This is a genomic window from Pseudomonas sp. TE3644 (assembly GCF_056278815.1).
The window spans coordinates 244,182-263,739 of sequence record NZ_JBWBQF010000001.1 but is presented as its reverse complement, the minus strand read 5'-3'; the positions used below and the strand labels follow the sequence as shown (position 1 = coordinate 263,739).

At 67.2% G+C, this 19,558-nt stretch carries 2 protein-coding genes and 1 pseudogene; all 3 read right to left on the bottom strand.

Translation table 11 applies throughout. The features are described 5' to 3' along the window. Positions 1-125: 125 nt before the first annotated feature. On the bottom strand, positions 126-6,596 hold the full coding sequence (locus ACZ9GA_RS01160) for an amino acid adenylation domain-containing protein (protein ID WP_457357745.1): 6,471 nt from the start codon (positions 6,594-6,596) through the stop codon (positions 126-128). Then, positions 6,593-13,030, bottom strand: a complete 6,438-nt coding sequence (locus ACZ9GA_RS01155) for an amino acid adenylation domain-containing protein (RefSeq protein ID WP_457357747.1) — start codon at positions 13,028-13,030, stop codon at positions 6,593-6,595. Before ACZ9GA_RS01155 ends, ACZ9GA_RS01160 begins: the two co-directional genes overlap by 4 nt. 131 nt (positions 13,031-13,161) lie before the next feature. Then, positions 13,162-19,545: pseudogene (locus ACZ9GA_RS01150) on the bottom strand (amino acid adenylation domain-containing protein); the annotation flags it as partial. Between the last annotated feature and the right edge of the window lie 13 nt (positions 19,546-19,558).

Below are 19,558 nucleotides of genomic sequence, written 5' to 3'. Positions count from 1 at the left end.
ACAGGTCGCCAGGCGCCCACGTGGCTCATTAATCAGATGACGAAGGGTGTGGCGGTTTCTTTAGCGAGGCATTGGCTGAAGTCCGGCGGCGCGGCGCCGCCGGACAGGCCAGTGAGGGGCGGGGGTCAGGCCTGTTCGAGGCTGGCCAGCAGGTCGTCGATCATCGCCGCATCGCCGCCGCTGGCCCGTGGGGCCGTGCTGGTTTCGATGTGGCTGGCCAGGTCGGCCAGGGTGGCGCAGTCGAACAGCTGCGCCAGGCTCAGGCGCACGTGCAGGGTTTGCTGGATACGCGACAGGGCCTGGGTCAACAGCAGGGAGTGGCCACCCAGTTCGAAGAAATCATCGTCCAGGCCGATGCGCTCCACCCCCAGCAACGAGGCCCAGATGCTCGCCAACTGGCGCTGCAGTTCGGTGTGTGGCGCACGGTACTGACGCGCCTGCACCTGGGGCAGCGGCAAGCCCTTGCGGTCCAGCTTGCCGCTGGGCGTAAGCGGCAGCGCAGGCAGCACCTGCCAATGGCTGGGCACCATGGAGTCCGGCAACGACTGCCGCAGGTACTGGCGCAACGTGGCGGGCAAGTCGCCGCCATGCTTGGCGTCGGCCAGCACCAGGTAAGCCACCAGTTGCGGACCACTGCCACCCTGGTGGGCGATCACCACGGCTTCATCGACAAGGACATGCTCGCCCAGCCGCGCCTCGATCTCGCCCAGCTCGATGCGCACCCCGCGGATTTTCACCTGATGATCAACCCGCCCCACGTACTCCAGCACACCGGCCTCGGTGTAGCGGGCCAGGTCGCCACTTCGGTAAAGGCGGCTGCCATCGGCGGCAAACGGGTCGGCCATAAAGCGCTCCGCGCTCAGCGAAGGCCGCTGGTGGTAGCCGCGCCCCACGCCAGTGCCGGCGATCAGCAGTTCGCCCACCGCACCGGGCGGCAAGAGGTTGAACTGACTGTCCACGATGTACAGCCGGGTGTTGTCCACGGCGATGCCGGTGGGCACCTCGCCGTCAGTGCCCTGCCAGGTATGCCAGGCCACCACGTCGGTGCACTCGGTGGGGCCATAGCTGTTGTGCACCTGGGGCGGGGTGGGCAAGTGCGCCAGATGCCCACGCAGTTGGGCGCCGTGTATCGGCTCGCCCCCCAGGAACACGTGGCGCAGGCTGCCCAGCTGGGCGGCCGTGCCCATGTCGAGCAACGGGTAAAACATGCTGGGGGTACAGTTGAGCGCCGTGATGCCTTGGCCGGCGATGTGCTCCAGCAACGCCAGCGGCTGGTAACCGGCGGCCGCCATGTGCACCTGCCCACCGCAGAGCAGGGGCGCGTAGAGGTTTTTCTGGGTCAGGTCGAACGCCGGCGATGTCATCACCAGGAAGCGGTCGGCCGCGCCCAGATCAAACTGCCCGCCGTACCAGTGCAGCAAATTGGCAAAGCCTGCGCGCGTGACGCCCGCGCCCTTGGGCTGGCCGGTGGAGCCCGAGGTGTAGATCACGTACAGCAAGGCCTCAGGGCCGGCCAGGGGTGGCAGATCGTGACTGTCCAGCACGGCCAGTGCAGGTTCGTCGCGGTCCAGGCACAGCACCTCGACGCCCTGCACGGGCAGGCGCGGGGCCAGGCTGCTCTGGCTGATCACCAGCCGCGCACCGCTGTCTTCCAGCATGTAGGCCAGCCGTTCGGCGGGGTAATCGGGGTCCAGCGGCACATAGGCGCCCCCCGCCTTGATCACCGCCAGCAGGGCCACCAGCAGCGCCGAGGACCGCTCAAGTGCCACGCCTACCAGCACGCCGGGCGCCACGCCGCGGCGACGCAACTCACGCGCCAGGCGATTGGCCCGGGCGTTGAGCGCGGCATAACTGAGGGTCTCGCTGGCGCAGGCGACGGCGATGGCGTGCGGGCTGCGGGCCACTTGCGCCTGCACCCCCAGGCTCAGGCACGGCAGGGGCAACGGCCGCGCTGGCGGGTTGAAACCCAGCACCTGCGCCTGGGCGCGGCGGTCGAGCAACTGCAGATTGCCCAGCGCCGCGTCGGGCGCCTCCAGCATCTGGTCCAGCACGTGCAACAGCTGCGCCTGCAACGCCTGTATGCGCGGTTCGTCGAAGGCCTCACGGCGATAGCCGAAGACAATCTCCAGGGTGCTGCCGGCGTGCACCGTCAAGGTCAACGGGTAATGGCTGGTCTCGCGATTGTGCACCTGGGTCAGGCGCAGGTCAGCCGTGCTGCGCTCACGCAGGGCCTGGTCCACCGGGTAATTCTCGAACACGATCAGGCTGTCGAACAGCGCCTGGCCACCCTGCCCGGCCCAGCTCTGCAGTTGGTACAACGGCGTGTGCTGGTGCTCGCGCACCGCCAGGTTGCTGTCCTGCAGGCCGCGCAGCCAGTCGCCCACGGCGGCCGACGGCGGCACCGCGCAAATCAGTGGCAGGGTATTGATGAACAACCCCAGCATCTGCTGCGCGCCTTCCAGCTCGTGCGGGCGGCCAGCCACCGTGGTGCCCACGCAGACCGTGTGCTGAGCGCTGTAGCGCTGCAACAGCACCAGCCAGGCACCTTGCACCAGCGTGTTGAGCGTGACGCCACAGGCCTTGGCGAACGCCTGCATGCCGGCGCTGCGTGCATGGCCCAGTGTGCAGGGATGCTGGGCAAAACCTTCGCCCCGCAGGCTTTGGCCCACGGCGGCGGCCAGCAGTGTGGGCGCTTCGAGGTTGCCCAGGTAGTGGCGCCAGAACGTTTCGCTCACGGCTGCGTCCTGACGTTGTAGCCAGGCCAGGTAATGCCTGAAGGGCGCTGCCACCTGGGCAGGCGCGTGCCCCTGGTAACGTTGCAGCACCTCATTGACCAACTGGGCGCTGCTCCAGCCGTCCATCAGGATGTGGTGGCTGGTCCAGATCAGCTGATGGGTGCCCTGCCCCACGTCCACCAGCAGCAGCCGTTGCAGCGGCGGGCACGCCAGGTCGAAACCCTTGTCGCGCTCGGTTTGCGCCAGCGCCTCCAGGGCCGCGGGAGTGACGTCGCGGTTTGACCAGTCAAGCACCTGGAAGGGTACCGCCACCGCCGCCAACACGATCTGGGCCGGCTCGGCCAGCACCTCGTCGCTGCTGACGAATGCCGTGCGCAGGGCCGGGTGCCGAGCGATGGCTTGCTGCCAGGCCGAGGCCAGGCGTGCGGGGTCGAGCCCCTCAATGCGCAGGGTCAGCTGGTTGACATACAACCCCTGCCCTGGCGCCTGCAAGGCGTGGAACAGCATGCCCTGTTGCATGGGGGACAGCGGGTAGATGTCCTCGATATCGCCGTGGCGACTGCGCAATGCCTCCCACTGCGCCGGTTGCAGCGCAACCAGCGGCGCATCGAGGTCCAGCCCGGCATCGGCCAGTACCGGTCGGGCGACCGCCGCCATGGCGGCCAGGGTCTGGTGCTGGAACACTTGCTTGGGTGTCAGGGCCAGGCCGGCGTCACGGGCCTGGCTGACCATCTGGATGGACAGGATGGAATCGCCGCCCAGTTCGAAGAAATTGTCATTGCCCCCTACCCTGTCGACACTCAGCAACCGCTGCCATATCGCCGCCAGGCTGTGTTGGCTTGCCCCCTGAGGTTCAACGTACGCGGCCTCGCGCAGCGCCATGTCCGGCGCCGGCAGCGCCAGACGGTCAAGTTTGCCGTTGGGGGTCAGCGGCATGTGGGCCAGGAACACGAAATAGGCCGGCATCATGTGCTCCGGCAGGCAGGCTTGCAGGTGCTGGCGCAGCGGCGTCACCTGCTCGTCGCGGGCGCACAGGTAGGCGACCAGTTGCTTGCCCTGAGCCCCATCGCGGGCAATCACCGCCGCCTCGCGCACGCCCGCCACTTCCCGCAACCGCGCCTCGATTTCACCCAGTTCGATGCGGAAGCCACGCACCTTGACCTGGTGGTCCACCCGCTCCAGGTACTGCAAGCGGCCATCCGCGCGCAACCGTACGCGGTCCCCGGTGCGGTACAGACGGCCTCCCGGTTCACCGAACGGGTCCGCGACAAAGCGCTCGGCCGTCAGCCCCGGGCGGCGCAGGTAGCCACGGGCCAGCCCGCGACCACCAATGTACAGCTCGCCGGCAACACCGGGTGGCTGTCGGTTGAGTTCATCGTCCAGCACGTAAAGCTGGGTGTTGTCCAACGGCCGGCCCAGCCAGGCCTGGTCCGAATCCAGTGCCTGCACCGCCGACCAGATGGTGGTTTCGGTGGGGCCGTAGAGGTTCCACACGCTGCTGCCACAGGCCAGCAAACGGGCGGCCAGGTCGCTGTCCAACGCCTCGCCACCGCACAACAGCCGGCGCCCGGCCAGCGCGGCACTGCCATTGCCGGCCAACAGCATGCGCCACGTCGACGGCGTGGCCTGAATCAGGCTGACATCGTGGTGACGCACTTGCGCCAGCAGGCGCTGAGGATCGCGCGCGCAGTCGCGGTCCACCAGTACCAGGCGGGCGCCGTTGAGCAATGGCAGGTACAGCTCCAGGGCCGCGATGTCGAACGACAATGACGTCAGGCCCAGCACTCGGTCACTGGCACTGATGCCTGGCGCGCGGGCCATGCTGGAGAGGAAATTCACCACCGCGGCGTGGCTGATGGCCACGCCCTTGGGCTTGCCGGTGGAGCCAGACGTGTAGATGCAGTAGGCCAGAGTCTGCGTGCCCTGCGCCGCTGCGGGAGGGCTGTCGGGCAAGGCCGCCAAGCTCGCCTGGTCACGGTCCAGGCACAGCACGCGGGCCTTGCCCGGGGCCAGGTGCTGCACCACCTCATGCTGGCTGACCAGCCAGCCGGCGCGGCAATCATCGAGCATGTACGCCAGCCGCTCCGCCGGGTAATCGGGGTCCAGCGGCACATAGGCGCCGCCGGCCTTGAGAATACCCAACAGGCCCACCAGCAATTCCAGCGAACGCGGCACGGCAATCGCCACCAGTGCATCGGGGCCCACGCCCCAGGCCCGCAATTGATGCGCGACCTGATTGGCCCGCCGGTCCAGTTCGGCGTAGGTGTAGTGCCGTTCGCCACACACCACCGCGCAGGCCTGGGGCGTGCGTGCGGCCTGGGCTTCGAACAGATGGTGCAGGCAGGCATCGGGGAACGCCCGTTCGGTGCGATTGAAGTCGTCGAGCCAGGCGGGCGTAGCTGCCACCCCCAATTCACCCACCCGCCCCTCAGGCTGGGCAGCGATCTGTTCCAGCAGGGCCAGGTAACGGTCCGCCATGCCCTGCACGGTGGCGGTGTCGAACAGTGCCACGGGGTAGGTGAACAGCGCGCGCAGGCCGCCCTGGTCGTCCTCCTCGGTGTCCAGCGCCAGGTCGAAACGGGCGCTGCGCTGAACCTGGACGAAAGGCTCGGCGGTAAGGCCGGGCAGCCGTTCGAGCGCCCCCAGGTGACGCTGTTGGTGGTTGAACATTACCTGGAACAGTGGCGTGCGGTTCAAGCTCCGCTGCCCTTGCAGTGCATCCACCAATTGCTCGAACGGCAGGTCCTGCCAGCTTTGCGCCTGCACGCCGGTTTCCGCCACCTGGGCCAATGCACTCAGAAACGTCTGGCGCGGGTCCAGGCGGCAGCGCATCACCTGGGTGTTGACGAACAGCCCCAGCAGGTTCTGCACTTCCTGACGCTGGCGGTTGGCAATGGGCACGCCCACCAGCAGGTCACGCTGGCCGCTGTGGCGCCACAGCAACAGGTTGAACGCGGTCAGCAGCACGCTGAACAGGCTGACTTGGCCTGCGCGCGCAACCGCCCGCAGGCCTTCGGCCAACCCCGCCGCAATCGACAACGGCACGCTGGCCCCCTCCAGAGTGGGGTGCAGCGCGCGGGGGTGGTCTAGGGGTAGCTCCAGCACGCCGTCATGCCCGGCCAACTGCTGGCGCCAGTAGTCCAACTGCCGTTGCCCCTCGCCGGCGCGCAGCAGGTTGCGCTGCCATAGCGCGTAATCCTTGTACTGCACCGCCAGTGTCGGCACATCGGCTGCCCCGCCGTAGAGGGCGGCAAACTCGTTGATCAGCAGGTTCAGCGACCAGCCATCGGCGACGATGTGATGCAAGGTCAGCAGCAGGACATGGTCGTCATCGGCCAAGCGTATCAACCCTACCCGCAGCAGCGGCCCGCAGGCGAGGTCGAACGGGCGCCGGGCCTCTTGCTCCACCAGGTTCTGCGCCCGCGACAGGCGCTGATCGTCATCCAGCCAGGTCAGGTCATGCAACGTCACCGGCACCGCCGCCGGCGGATCGATGCACTGCCGGGCCTGGCCATCGGTGGCGGGGAAGCGGGTGCGCAACGCCTCGTGGCGGCGCACCACGGCGGTGAACGCTTGCTCTACCCGGTCAATCGCCAGGGCGCCGCGCAGGCGCAGGTTGCTGGCAATGTTGTAGGCGGGGCTGTCCGGCTCCAGTTGCCAGAGGAACCACAGCCGCTGCTGGGCGTGGGACAGCGGCAAGTCCTCACTGCGCGGCGAGGCGACAATGGGCAGCTTGCCCAGGGCAATCCCCTTGGCGCCCAGTTGGCGCAGGAACGCCTGTTGTTTTTCGTCACTCAGGGCGCTGGCGCGCCGGGCGATGTCTTGCAGGGCCTGAGCCTGCTGCGCCAGGGATGTGGTCATTCGCTTTGCTCCAGCTCGGCCAGCATCGCGGCCATGCTATCAAGGTCACCGCCAAGGTCGGCGGCGGCCAGTTCTTCTTCCACCAGAACGGCCAGGGCCGCCAGGCTGCCGGCTTCGAATACCCAGCGCAGGGGCACCTCGATCAGCAGCGCCTGGCGAATGTCGGCGGCCATGCGCGTGGCCAGCAGCGAGTGCCCGCCCAACGCAAAAAAGTCGTCACCCAACCCTACCCGCTCGACGTTGAGCAAGCGCTGCCAGATGTCCGCCAACTGCTGTTGCACGGCGGTGGCTGGCGCCTGGTACTGCACCTCGCTGTGCCACTGCGGCGCGGGCAGCGCCTTGCGGTCCAGCTTGCCGTTGGCACTCAGGGGTAGCCGTGCCAAGGCCACGAACAGCCCCGGCAACATGTACTCGGGCAAGTGCTGGCGCAGGTGGCGACGCCATTCGCCACCCAGGCCATCCGCCGCCAGGCCGGTGGCCACGTAGGCCACCAGTTGCTGCCCGGCAGGGCTGTGCACGGCCAGCACCACGGCGTCGTCGACACCGGGGCAGCGACGCAATTGCGCCTCGATTTCACCCAGCTCGATGCGCTGGCCGCGCAACTTGACCTGATGATCACAGCGACCGGCGTACTCGATGGCACCGTCGGCGCGGTAGCGCGCCAGGTCGCCGGTACGGTACAGGCGCGACCCCGCCGGCCCGAACGGGTTGGCCACGAAGCGTTCGGCGGTCAGGCCCGGGCGCCCACGATAGCCGCGGGCCAGGTTGTGGCCACCGATGTACAGCTCGCCAATGACGTTCAGCGGCAGGGGCTGCAGTGCGGCGTCCAGCACGTACAGCTGGGTGTTATCGATGGCACGACCGATGGGCACGCTGTCGCGCCCTTCGTCGTGGCAGGTCCAGTGACTGACGTCGATGGCCGCCTCGGTGGGCCCATACAGGTTGTACAGGCCGGCGTGGGGCAGGCGTGTCAGAACCTGCTGTTGCAGCTGTGCCGGCAGCGCTTCGCCACTGCAGACGATACGCTTGAGGCTGGGTAGCGGCGGCGACGGCTCGGCGGCCATGAAGGCTTGCAGCATCGACGGCACGAAATGCAGCGTGGTGACGCCGTAGTCGCGGATACGCTGCGCCAGGCAGATGGGGTCCTGGTGTTCGCCCGGACCGGCCAGGGCAAGGCGCGCGCCGAACATCAGCGGCCAGAAGAATTCCCACAATGACACGTCGAAACTGAACGGCGTTTTCTGCAGCACGCAGTCATCGGCCCCCAGCGGGTAAGCACTTTGCATCCACGCCAGACGGTTGGCGAGGGCGCCGTGGCTGTTACCTGCGCCCTTGGGCTGCCCGGTGGAGCCGGACGTGTAGATCACGTAGGCCAGTTGTGCAGGGTCGAGCGCCGGGGTGGGTGCCTGCGCCGACTCGTGTTCGCACGGCTGGGCCAGGTCCACCACGCGCACCCCGTCAGGCAGCGCCAGCCCATCCAACAAGGCGGGTTGCGCCAGCAGCAGTTCGATGCCGCTGTCGGCCACCATGTAGCCCAGGCGTTGCGCCGGATAGTCCGGATCCAGCGGCAGGTAAGCCGCCCCGGCCTTGAGGATCGCCAACAGGCCCACCACCAGGTCGAGCGAACGATGGGCGGCGATGCCCACCACCACTTCCGGCCCGGCGCCAAGGCGCATCAGGTGATGGCCCAGGCGGTTGGCACGCGCCTCCAGCTCGCCGTAGCTCATGCGCGCTTCGCCCATGACCAGCGCGGTGGCCTGAGGGTTGCCGGCTGCCTGCCGGGCGATGGCATGGTGCACGTACAACGGCTGCGGGGCGGCCCGCTCGGGGCCGCAGGACAGGGCCAGCAAGCGCTGGCGCTGCGCCGGATCCGCCAATTGGAAGTCATCCAGCGCCTGGCCGGGGCGGCTGACGATCTGGTTCAGCAGGTGGATGAAATGGCCGGCCAGGCGCTCGATGCTCTGGGCTTCGAACAGGTCCTGGGCATAGCCGAAGCTCAAGCGCAGGCCACCTTCCGCGCATTCTTCACTGTTGAGCATCAGGTCGAACTGAGTGCTCCGGGTGCCTTGCTCCAGCACCTGGATGTCCAGGCCATTGATGCCGTGCAGCGCCTGGGAACGCAACCGGGTGTGGTTGTACATCACCTGGAACAGCGGGTTATGGCTCAGGCTGCGCTGCGGGTTGATGGCCTCCACCAGTTGCTCGAATGACAGGTCCTGGTGTTCCTGGGCGGCCAGCACCCCAGCCTTGACCTGCGCCAACAGTTGCTCGAACGATTGCTGGCCGCTCAGTTGGCTGCGAAGTACCTGGGTGTTGACGAAGAACCCCAGCAGGTTTTCAAACTCGACCCGATTGCGGTTGGCCACCGGCACCCCGACGCGCAGGTCGGCCTGGCCACTGTAGCGGTACAGCAGCACCTGGAAGGCGGCCAGCATCACCATGAACAGGCTGTCGCCGCGACCCTGGGCCAGGCCGCGCAAGCCATCGGCCAACGTGGGTGCCAACTGCACCTGGTGCCGGGCACCGCGAAAGCTCTGCTGCGGCGGCCGTGGATGGTCGCCGGGCAGTTGCAGCACAGGTTGTTCGCCCTCCAGCGTCTGGCGCCAATACTGCAACTGGCGCTGCTGATCGGCACTGCCAAGCCATGCCTGCTGCCAGGCGACGAAGTCCTGGTACTGCAAGGCCAGCGGCGGCAGTTGCGGCGCCTGACCCTGGCTGAACCGGGCGTAGCAGTGGCTGAACTCCTCGGTCAGCAGGTTCATGGTCCAGCCGTCGGCGACTATGTGGTGCACGACCATTGACAGCACATGCTCCTGCTCGCCGAGCACCAGCAACTTGAGCCGCAGCAGCGGGCCGCTGGCCAGGTCGAAGCAGGTGCCGGCGTGAGCCTGCAAGCTGTCCGACAGGTGCTGGGGGGCCTCCACGGTCTGCAACTCAAGGACGGGCTCGTAGGGCTTGCCGATGTACTGGCGAACGCTGCCTTCCACTTCCCGGAACGTGGTGCGCAACCCTTCGTGGCGCGCCACCAGGTAGGCGAATGCCTGGACCAGCGCCTGGCGGTCGAGCGGGCCGCGCAGGTGGATGGCGGCCGCGATGTTGTAGGCGCTGCTGTGCGGCACCAGCTTCCAGAGGAACCACAGGCGCTGCTGGCCCAGTGACAACGGGCCCTGCTGACGGTCGCCCGCATGCGGCATGAGCGTGGTGACGGCGGGGGCTGGCGCCACGCTGTCGCCAAACAACAGCGCCAACTGTTCTACGGTCTGCTTTTCGAATAACTGCTTGGGGGACAGCTTGAAGCCCAGTTTGCGCGAACGGGCGATGATCTGCAGGCTGAGAATCGAGTCACCACCCAGTTCGAAGAAGTTGTCCCTTACCCCCACTCGCGGCACCTTGAGCACCTGCGCCCACACGTCAGCCAACTGCCGTTCCACGTCATTGCGCGGTTCGATGAATTGCCCCTGGGCCTGCTCCGGTGCCGGCAGCGCCCGACGATCGAGCTTGCCGTTGGCGGTCAGCGGCATGGCGTCCAGGCGCTGCCAGTGGCTGGGTAATTGATAGTCCGACAGTTGTCCCTGCACGGCCTGCTGCACGCTGGCCAGCGAGGTCTGGCTGTCCAGCACGCACCAGGCCGCCAACTGCTGCGTGCCGGTGCTGCCCGGGCATGCCAACACCACCGCATCGAGCACGCCGGGCACGGCCTTGATCGCCAGCGCCACTTCGTTGAGCTCGACGCGGTAGCCGCGAATTTTCACCTGGTCGTCATTACGCCCCAGGAACTCCAGGCGCCCGTCGCGGCGGTAACGCACGCGGTCGCCCGTGCGGTAGAGGCGTTGGCCATTGCCGGCAGGGTCGGCGATAAAACGTTCTGCGCTCAACCCGGGCTGGCCCAGGTACCCTTGCGCCAACCCGGCGCCGCCCAGGTAGAGCTCGCCCATGGCGTTGACCGGTACCGGGTTGAGATCGCCATCCAGCACCCTGGCCCAGGTGTTGGCCAGCGGCAGGCCCAGCAACGCCGTGGCGCTATTGGCCAGCCTGGCCCCCACCTCACCCACCAATACGCCGACGGTGGTTTCGCTGGGGCCATAGTGATTGATCAGGCGGCACCCCGGCGCCAGCCGGCGGATGTGTTCCACCAGGTCCCAGTCGCACGCCTCGCCGCCAGTGATCAGCGCATGCTGCGGCAGCACTGCAGGGTTGTCAGCGGCCTGCAACAGGCCTCGCAAATGGCTGGGGACAATCTTGAGCACGCCCACCTGGTGGCTGGCCATGTACTGCGCGAAGGCCTCGGCGTCGGCGCACTGCTCGTCGCTGAGCAGGTGCAGCCTGCGGCCGCTGCACAGGGCACCGAACAGCACCGTGTGGCCCAGGTCGGCGGCTACGCTGGAGACCATTGCCATGCTGGCGTAGGGGGCAAGCGCCGTGCTTTCCAGCAGGCCCTGCACGTAGTTGTTCAACGCCCGGTGGCTGACCACCACTCCTTTGGGCTGGCCGGTGGAGCCGGAGGTGAAGATCACGTAGGCGGGCATCTCCGGGTGCACGGCCGCGCCGGGCACGTGACCTGTGCATTGCCGCCACTCAGGCTGGTGCAGGTCGATCACCTGCAGGCCGTCGACGGCGGCCAGGTGGGCGTCTGCGGTAACCAGCCAGCGCGCCTTGCTCTGGGCGGTGACCTGCGCCAGCCGCTGCGCAGGTACCTGCGGGTCGAGGGGCACGTAGGCGGCACCGCTCTTGAGTACCCCCAGCAGGCCAACCACCCACAGCGGCGAACGCGGGGCGGCAAGCAACACATACTCCCCTGCCCTTACACCTTGGCGTTGCAGGTACACCGCCAGGCTATTGGCCTGGGCGTCAACTTCGGCGAAGCTCAAGGCCTGGTTCCCCGCCTGCACGGCCACGGCCTGGGGCTGACGATCGCAGTGCTGTTGCCACGCGTGCAGTACGCTGGTGGCGGAAAAGTCACGGGCCGGGCCTGCGAGGCCAGCATGGCTGGGCTGCTGCTCGGCCACCGACCACAGCGGAACGGCAGGCCGGTGCACCAGGTCACCCAGCAAGGCGACGAATTCGCAGGCCAGGGTGTCGATGCTGCCGGCATCGAACAGGTCGCGGGCATAGGTGAAAGCGCCCTGCACCCCGGTGGCCGTGTCGGTCAGGTCCAGCGCCAGGTCGAAATGCGCACCCAGGTGCTGGCTGGGCCAACGGGTCATGCTCAGGCCTTGCGGCGCGGGCAGGCTGGACACATCGAAGCCGTAGTTGAACTTCACCTGGAACAGCGGGTTATAGCTCAGGCTGCGCTCGGGCTGCAGGGCCTCCACCAGACGTTCGAAAGGCAAGTCCTGATTGGCCTGCGACGCCACGGAGGCCTGATGAACCTGCTGCACCAGCTGGCGGAAGCTCTCGCGGCTGTCCAGGCGTGTGCGCAGTACCAGCGTGTTGACGAAGAAGCCCACCACGCCTTCGGTTTCCAGGCGATTGCGGTTGGCCACGGGCACGCCGATGCGCAGGTCATGCTGGCCGCTGTAGCGGTACAACAGCAGGTTAAAGGCGGCCAGCAATACTACGAACAGGGTCACGTCCTCGGCCTTGGCCAGCGCTTTCAAACGCTGGCTCAGGTCCTGGTCCAGGGCAAGGTCGAGGCTGGCACCACGGGCACTGAGCTGGGCCGGACGCGGGCGGTCCAGGGGCAGTTGCAGCGGTGGGTGTTCATCGCCCAGTTGCTGGCGCCAGTAAGCCAGTTGCCGATCGCTTTCGCCGGCATCCAGCCATTCGCGCTGCCAGTGGGCGTAATCGGCGTACTGGATCGGCAGTGGCGCCAGCTCGGCCTGCACCCCGGCCTTGAAGCCGTCATACACCTGCGCGAACTCCTTGAGGAACAGGTCTACCGACCAGCCATCGGCGATGATGTGATGCAAGGAGACCAGCAGCAGATGGTCGTGCGCGTCCAGGCGCAGCAGCTGCAGGCGCAGCAGCGGTCCACGGCGCAGGTCAAACGGTGCCAGGGCCTCGCGCTCGGCAAGCTCGCCGGCCTGACGCAGGGCGTCGTCCTGCGCCAGGTGACTGAGGTCGACCCTCGCCACCGGCACCGTCAACTGCGGGTGGATAACCTGCACATCGGTATCGCCACGGTGGTCAAAGGTGGTCCGCAGCGCCTCATGGCGCGCCACCAAGTGATCGAACGTGCGCTGTACCAGCGCCGTGTCCAGCGGGCCTTGCACGCGCAGGGCACCGGGGATGTTGTAGGCGCTGCCATCAGGGTCCATCTGCCAGAGGAACCACAGCCGTTGCTGGGCAAACGACAACCCCAACGGCTGCTCGCGGTCCAGCGCCGGGATGGGCAGTTGCGCATGCAGGTCGATGCCTTTCTTGGCCAGCATGGCGATCAGCGCCTTGCGCTGGGTGGGCGTCAGGCCCTTGAGCGAATCCAGTAATGCGTTCATGAAATCATCCCTTGAGCGGTGTTACCGGCCAACAGCTGTAGATCTTCCTCGCTGAGCCCTTGCAGGGCGGCCAGGGCTGCGGCCACTTCGGCGTTGAGGTGTTCGCTGGACAGCCGCTGGCCGCCCAGTTGTTCCACCACCTCCACCAGTGCGCCCAGGTGGCGGGTTTCGAACAGGCTGCGTACCGACAACTTGATCTGCAGCTCTTGATTGATCCGCGACACCACCTGGGTGGCCAGCAATGAGTGCCCGCCCAGATCGAAGAAGTTGTCCTCCAGCCCCACGCGCTTGGCCCCAAGCACTTCCTGCCAGATGGCGGCCACGGCCTGCTGCAGCTCGGTCTGGGGGGCGCGGTAGTGGGCATTGCCGGGTTGCGACAGGCTGTCATGCCCGGCCAGCACCTGGCGGTCGAGCTTGCCGTTGCTGGTCAGCGGCAGGGCGTCGAGCACCACGATCTGGGCCGGCAGCATGTGCGCAGGCAGGCTTTGCTTGAGCTGCTCGCGCAGCACCACCGGCAGTTGCTGGCGACGGCGCGCCATCAACGGGTTACTGCTGTGGGTCAGCCAGGGGCGATGCTGGGCATGCGGCTTCTTGATGATGGCCTGGTCCACCGGGTAGGTGTCCCGGCAATGCGGATCGATCAGCAAGGCATCGAAATGCCCTGGCACGCCTTGCTCACTCCAGTGCAGGCGCACTTCGTAATCGTGGGCCTGGCCCAGGTCGCAGAACGCCTGGGGATCACTGTCGGGCAATGGCAAGGCAAGCAGTTGTTCACGCAGCTGCCCGGCGGTGACGCCTTCAGCGGCGCGGTCGATGTGGTGCCAGGCTTGCAGGTCACGCGCCAGCCGCGGGTTGGCCAGCCCATGCAAGCGCACGGCCGGCGGCCGCTGGTGGGCCAGCAGCGTACGCAGTTCGTCCAAGGCCTGGTCACCGGCACGCCAGGCCAGCAAGTCGGCGTTTTCATCCGCCACCGCGTGGCCCACGCGCAGGACGGCGTCGTAACGGTAGGCGCTGAGTTCGTTGTGCCAGGCGCCACGACGCAGTTGCAGGCTGATGCCGGCCACCCCTTCGAGCTGTTCGGCCAACTGGGTGAAAAACGCCGGCGCCAGCAGCAATTCGTTGTCTTCGGCCATGGCCTTGAGCACCCGGCTCTTGAGCTGCCTGAGCGACAGCTGCGCGGGCGCCCGGGCCAGCTCCAACGAGGCATGGAACAACGGCAACAGCCCCAGGTGGCGCACATCGCCAACAAAAATGTGGCCCCCGGGCGCCACCGCCATCACGGCGTTTTTCAACACCTGCACCAGGTAGTCGACATCGGGGAAATACTGCGCCACCGAGTTGATCACCACCGTGTCGAAGCTGCCCGGCGCGATGCCCGTGAAGTCCGTGGCCTGGCGGTGCTGCAACTGCACGTGGTGCAAGGTGGGTTGGGTGTTGGCCCAGGCCCCCAGCTCGGCGATGGCCGAGGCGGAGAAGTCGCACCCCTGGTACACCTCGCACACGGGCGCCAGATGCTGGGTCAGCAAACCCACGCCGCAGCCCACCTCCAGCAGGCGCTTGGGCTTGAGCGCAAGGATGCGCTGCACCGTGGTGTCCAGCCACTCCTGCATCTGTTCATGGGGAATTGGCTGGTCGTGATAGCTGTCGTTCCAGCCCGTGAAGCTGGGGCCACGAATGTCCTGGGGCAGGTCATAGGTGGCATCGAATACCGTTTGCCACTGGTCCAGCAAGGCACTTTCCGTGCTGGCCTGCTCATCGGCCAGGCGGCGCGTGTCGGGCACCACATAGGCTTGCAGGCGCTTGTCGCCGCTGCCATCGTCACCCACCAGCACCACCGCATCCCGCACTTGGGGGGCCTGACGCAGACACGCCTCGATCTCGCCCAGCTCGATGCGGAACCCACGCACCTTGACCTGATGGTCGGCACGCCCCAGGTACTCCACCGCGCCATCGGCCAGGTAGCGGGCCAGATCACCGCTGCGATACAGACGGCTGCCCGGCACGCCGAAGGGGTTGGCAACAAAGCGCTCGGCGCTCAGGCCGGGGCGGCGCCAGTAACCCCGCGCCAGCCCTGCCCCGCCGATGTACAACTCACCAGCCACGCCCGGCGGCACGGGATTCATCTGGTCGTCCAGGAAATACCATTGCAGATCGGCCAGTGGCTGGCCAATGGGGCTGCCGGCACGGCCGAGGTCGGCCTGGCTCAGCAGGCGATAGGTCACATGCACGGTGGTTTCGGTAATGCCATACATGTTGACCAGGCGCACCTGCTGGTCACCAAAATGACTGAACCAGGGCGCCAGCGTTCCCACCTCCAGGGCCTCACCGCCGAAGATCACATGGCGCAGGCTGAGCGCTTGCGCAGGCGCTGCCACGGCGAACGGGATCAACTGGCGGAAGGCCGAAGGCGTCTGGTTGAGCACGGTGACGCCCTCGTCGCACAGCAGGCGGTAGAACGCCTGGGGCTCGCGGCTGGTGAGGTACGGCACGATCACCAGGCGCCCACCCTGGGTCAGCGCACCGAATATCTCCCAGACCGAGAAGTCGAAGGCGCAGGAGTGGAATAGCGTCCAGACCTCGCTGGGGCCAAACCGGAAGTCGCGTTGGCTGGCTTGCAGCAGGCGGGCCACGTTGGCATGGGTGACCGGCACGCCCTTGGGGTTGCCGGTGGAGCCGGAGGTGTAAATGCAATACGCCAGGTCATCGGCGCCGGGGCCGCTTTCCAGGTTGTCTTCGCTGGCGCCTGCGAAGGTGGCGGCGTCGTCCAGGCAAATCACTTCCAGGCCTGGCACCAGCGCCAATTGGCCTACCAGCTCACGCTGGGTCAGCAGCAGGTCGATGCCGCTGTCCTGCTGCATGTGGGTCAGGCGCTGGGCGGGATAGGCAGGGTCCAGCGGCAGGTAGGCGCCCCCCGCCTTCAGGATGGCCAGCAGCCCCACGATCAGGTCGAAGGAGCGCTCGGCGGCAATGCCCACCAACACCTGCGGGCCCACTCCGCGGCTGCGCAGCACATGGGCGACGCGGTTGGCACGGGCGTTGAGCTGGGCATAGCTGAGGCGCTCGGTACCGCTGCTCAAGGCCACAGCCTGCGGAGCGCGGGCGGCCTGCCGTTCGAACAGGCGGTGCAGGCACTCGAGGTCGGGAAACTGCTGGCCCGGCGGGTTCCAGCGCAGCAACAACGCTTGTTGCTCGGCGTCCGTCATCAGCGGCAGTTGCTTGACCGGGGTGGCGGGCTGGTCGACGGCCGCCTGCAACAGCACGCACCATTGCCGGGCCATGCGCTGGATCGTGGTGGCATCGAACAGGTCGGCGCTGTAGCTGAAGCCCGCCGCCAGGCCGTCGCCGTTTTCGGTGGTGTGCAGGATCAGGTCGAACTGGCTGGCCTGCTGGCTGTGCGTCACCTGTTCCAAGGCCAGGCCGGGCAGTGTCTGGAAGGCATCCAGGTGCTGCCATTGATGATCGTAGGCCACCTGGAACAGCGGGTTGTACCCCAGTTCCCGGCCCGGCTGCAGCACCTCCACCAGACGCTCGAACGGCAGGTCTTGATGGGCCTGGGCCTGCAGCGCCACCTCACGGACCTGGGCCAGGAAGTCGAGGAAGCCGGGGTTGCCGGCCAGGTCGACGCGCAGCACCAGCATGTTGACGAAGAAGCCGATCAGCCCTTCGGTCTCTACCCGGTTGCGGTTGGCCACGGTGCTGCCGACACGGATATCGTCCTGGCCACTGTGCCGGGACAACAGCACCTGGAAGCTGGCGAGCAGCACCATTGGCAAGGTCAGGTGGCAGCGCTGGTCCAGGGCCTTGAGTGAAGCGGTCAGGGCCGCTGGCAGTTGCACCTGCACCTGCCCGCCTCGGCCGCTGGGGCTCGCTGGCCGCGGCCGGTCGGCGGGCAGTGCCAGCAACGGTTGCTCATGCCCCAGGCGCTGCACCCAGTAGGCCAACTGCCGGGCGCTGTCGGTGCCCGCCAGCCACTGCTGTTGCCAGGCCGCAAAGTCGGCGTATTGAATGGCCAGCGGTTGCAGCCCTGGCATCTGCTCGCACGTGGCTGCACGGTAGAGCTCGGCAAGCTCGCCGCTGAGAATGTTCATGGACCAGCCATCGGCGACGATGTGCTGGATACTCAGCAACAGCCGGTAGCGTTGATCATCGAGCAACAACAGGCGGGCACGCAGCAACGGCCCGTTTTCCAGGTCGAACGGCGCCTGCGCCTCATTGTCCGCCCAGTGTTGCAAGGCCTGCTCGAGGGCCTCGCCCGTCAACCCGCGCAGGTCGCTGACCGGCAACGCCACCGGGGTGACGGCTGCCACCTGTTGCTGCAAGCCAGCGTGCGATTCGATGAACCGGCTGCGCAGCACTTCATGGCGCGAGACCAGCGCTGTCAATGCCTGGCCCAGGCTGCCGACGTCCAGCAGGCCGCGCAAATGCAGCGCGCCGGAAATGGTATAGGCACTGTTTTCCGGGGCCAGCTTCCACATGAACCACATGCGCTGCTGCGCGGGCGACAGCGGCCGCGCGGCATCGGCGCGCAGACGCGCAATCGCCGTGCCCGGCGTAGGTGCAGGTGCGAAAGGTGGCAGGCGAGCGACAAAGGCCCCCAGGGTTGGCGCTTCGAACAGCTCGGCCAATGCCACGTCCACGCCCAGGCGCTCACGCAGACGGGCCATGACTTGCACCGCGCTGATGGAGTTGCCGCCCAGGGCGAAGAAGTGCGCATCGACATCGGCAGGCGCCTGCCCCAGCACTTCACCCCACAATGCCGCAACCTGCCGTTGACGCTCATCCAGCCCCTGTGCGGGCGCCTGCCTCGCCACGGGGGCGTGGCCGGCCACATGAACGTGATAGCTGTCCAGGGTGCCCGCCTGCCATTGCGAGTAACAGGCCGAGCGTTGCAGCTTGCCGCTGGAGGTTTTCGGCAAGGCGCCAGGCTCCAGCAGGATCACCAGTGCCGGGGACTGCTGGCAGACTTCGCCAACGCATTCGCTGATGGCCTGAACCAGCGCCTCGGCCGCCAGCAGCTTGCGCACCCCGCGGCCGATTTCCACGGCTATGCCGATGGCTTCGGCGCCATCGTGCTGCAGCGCAAAGGCGGCGATACGCCCTTTGCGCAGCACATCCAGGGACGCCTCCAGATGGCTTTCGATGTCTTGCGGGTACAGGTTCTGACCCCGAATGATCAGCATGTCCTTCAAGCGCCCGGTCACGAACACTTCGCCCTGGTGCATGAACGCCAGGTCGCCGGTACGCAACCAGGCAACGCCATCGCGCATCACGAACGTGCGGGCGGTGGCCTCGGGATTGTTCCAGTAGCCACGGGCAATGCTGGGGCCGCTGGCCCACAATTCACCCACCTGCCCTTCGGGCACCGGTTGCAGGTTGGCCGGATCGACCAATAGGATGGCGTGACCGGGCTGGCCGTACCCACAGCTGATCAGCGTCAGGTCGTTGCCCGGTTCGAAACGGTTGGCCGCCAGCGCGGCGCCCGAGCCACGCACCTGACCAATGCCCTGCCCGGGCCGGCCGCCGGCGACAAACAGCGTGGCCTCGGCCAGGCCATAGCTGGCGAAGTAGGCAGATGACACAAAACCCTGTTCGGCGAACTGCTGGGCAAAGCGCTCAAGGGTCTCGGCGCGGATCGGCTCCGAACCCGAATACGCCACCCGCCAATGGCTCAGATCCAGACCGTGACGCGCTGCATCGCTGATGCGCTCACTGCACAGCCGGTAGGCAAAGTCCGGCCCGCCGCTGATGGTGCCGCGGTAACGATCGATCGCCTCCAGCCAGCGCACCGGGCGCTCGAGGAAGTACTTGGGCGACATCAGCACGCAGGGCACACCGCTGTAGATAGGTTGCAGCAGGCCCCCAATCAGCCCCATGTCGTGGAACAGGGGCAGCCAGCTGACGATCACGTCGCCCTCGCCAATGGCAAATCCATGACGGATCAATTGTTCGTTGGCCAGCAGGTTGCCGTGGCTGACCTCGACGCCCTTGGGCGCCGACGTGGAGCCGGAGGTGTACTGCAGAAAAGCGATATCGGTGGGCAACGGCAGGCGCTGTTGCCAGTCATCGGCCAGGTCGGTCTCAAGCGTGTCCACTGCCACGCAGTGCACATGGCGCCCGGCGCATACCGGCGCCAGGGTGGTCAGCAGGGCCTGTTCACTGAGGATCACGCTGGGGGCCGCATCGCCAAGGATGGATTGCAGGCGCAGCAGGTGCTGGTCGCGCGTCGACTCCGGCGGGTAGGCCGGCACGGCAATCACGCCCGCGTACAGGCAACCGAAGAACGCGGCCACGTAATCACCGCCACTGGGCAACAGCAGCAGCGCCCGATCGCCTGGCTGCGCCTGCCCGGCCAGGCTGGCAGCGATGGCCCGCGCACGGCGGTCGAGCGCCTGGTAAGTCAAGGACGTCTCACCGCTGTCGGCAAGAAAACGCAAGGCCACTGTATGCGGGGACTCACTGGCACGCAGCAGCAAAATCTCGACCAGCGTGGCAGCGGCATCGATACGGGAATTCATGGCATCACCTGTA

What these genes read in the sequence shown, in the direction of transcription:
- ACZ9GA_RS01155 (WP_457357747.1), bottom strand. Translation starts at nt 13,030, where the DNA reads ATGAACGCATTACTGGATTCGCTCAAGGGCCTGACGCCCACCCAGCGC.
- ACZ9GA_RS01160 (WP_457357745.1), bottom strand. Translation starts at nt 6,596, where the DNA reads ATGACCACATCCCTGGCGCAGCAGGCTCAGGCCCTGCAAGACATCGCC.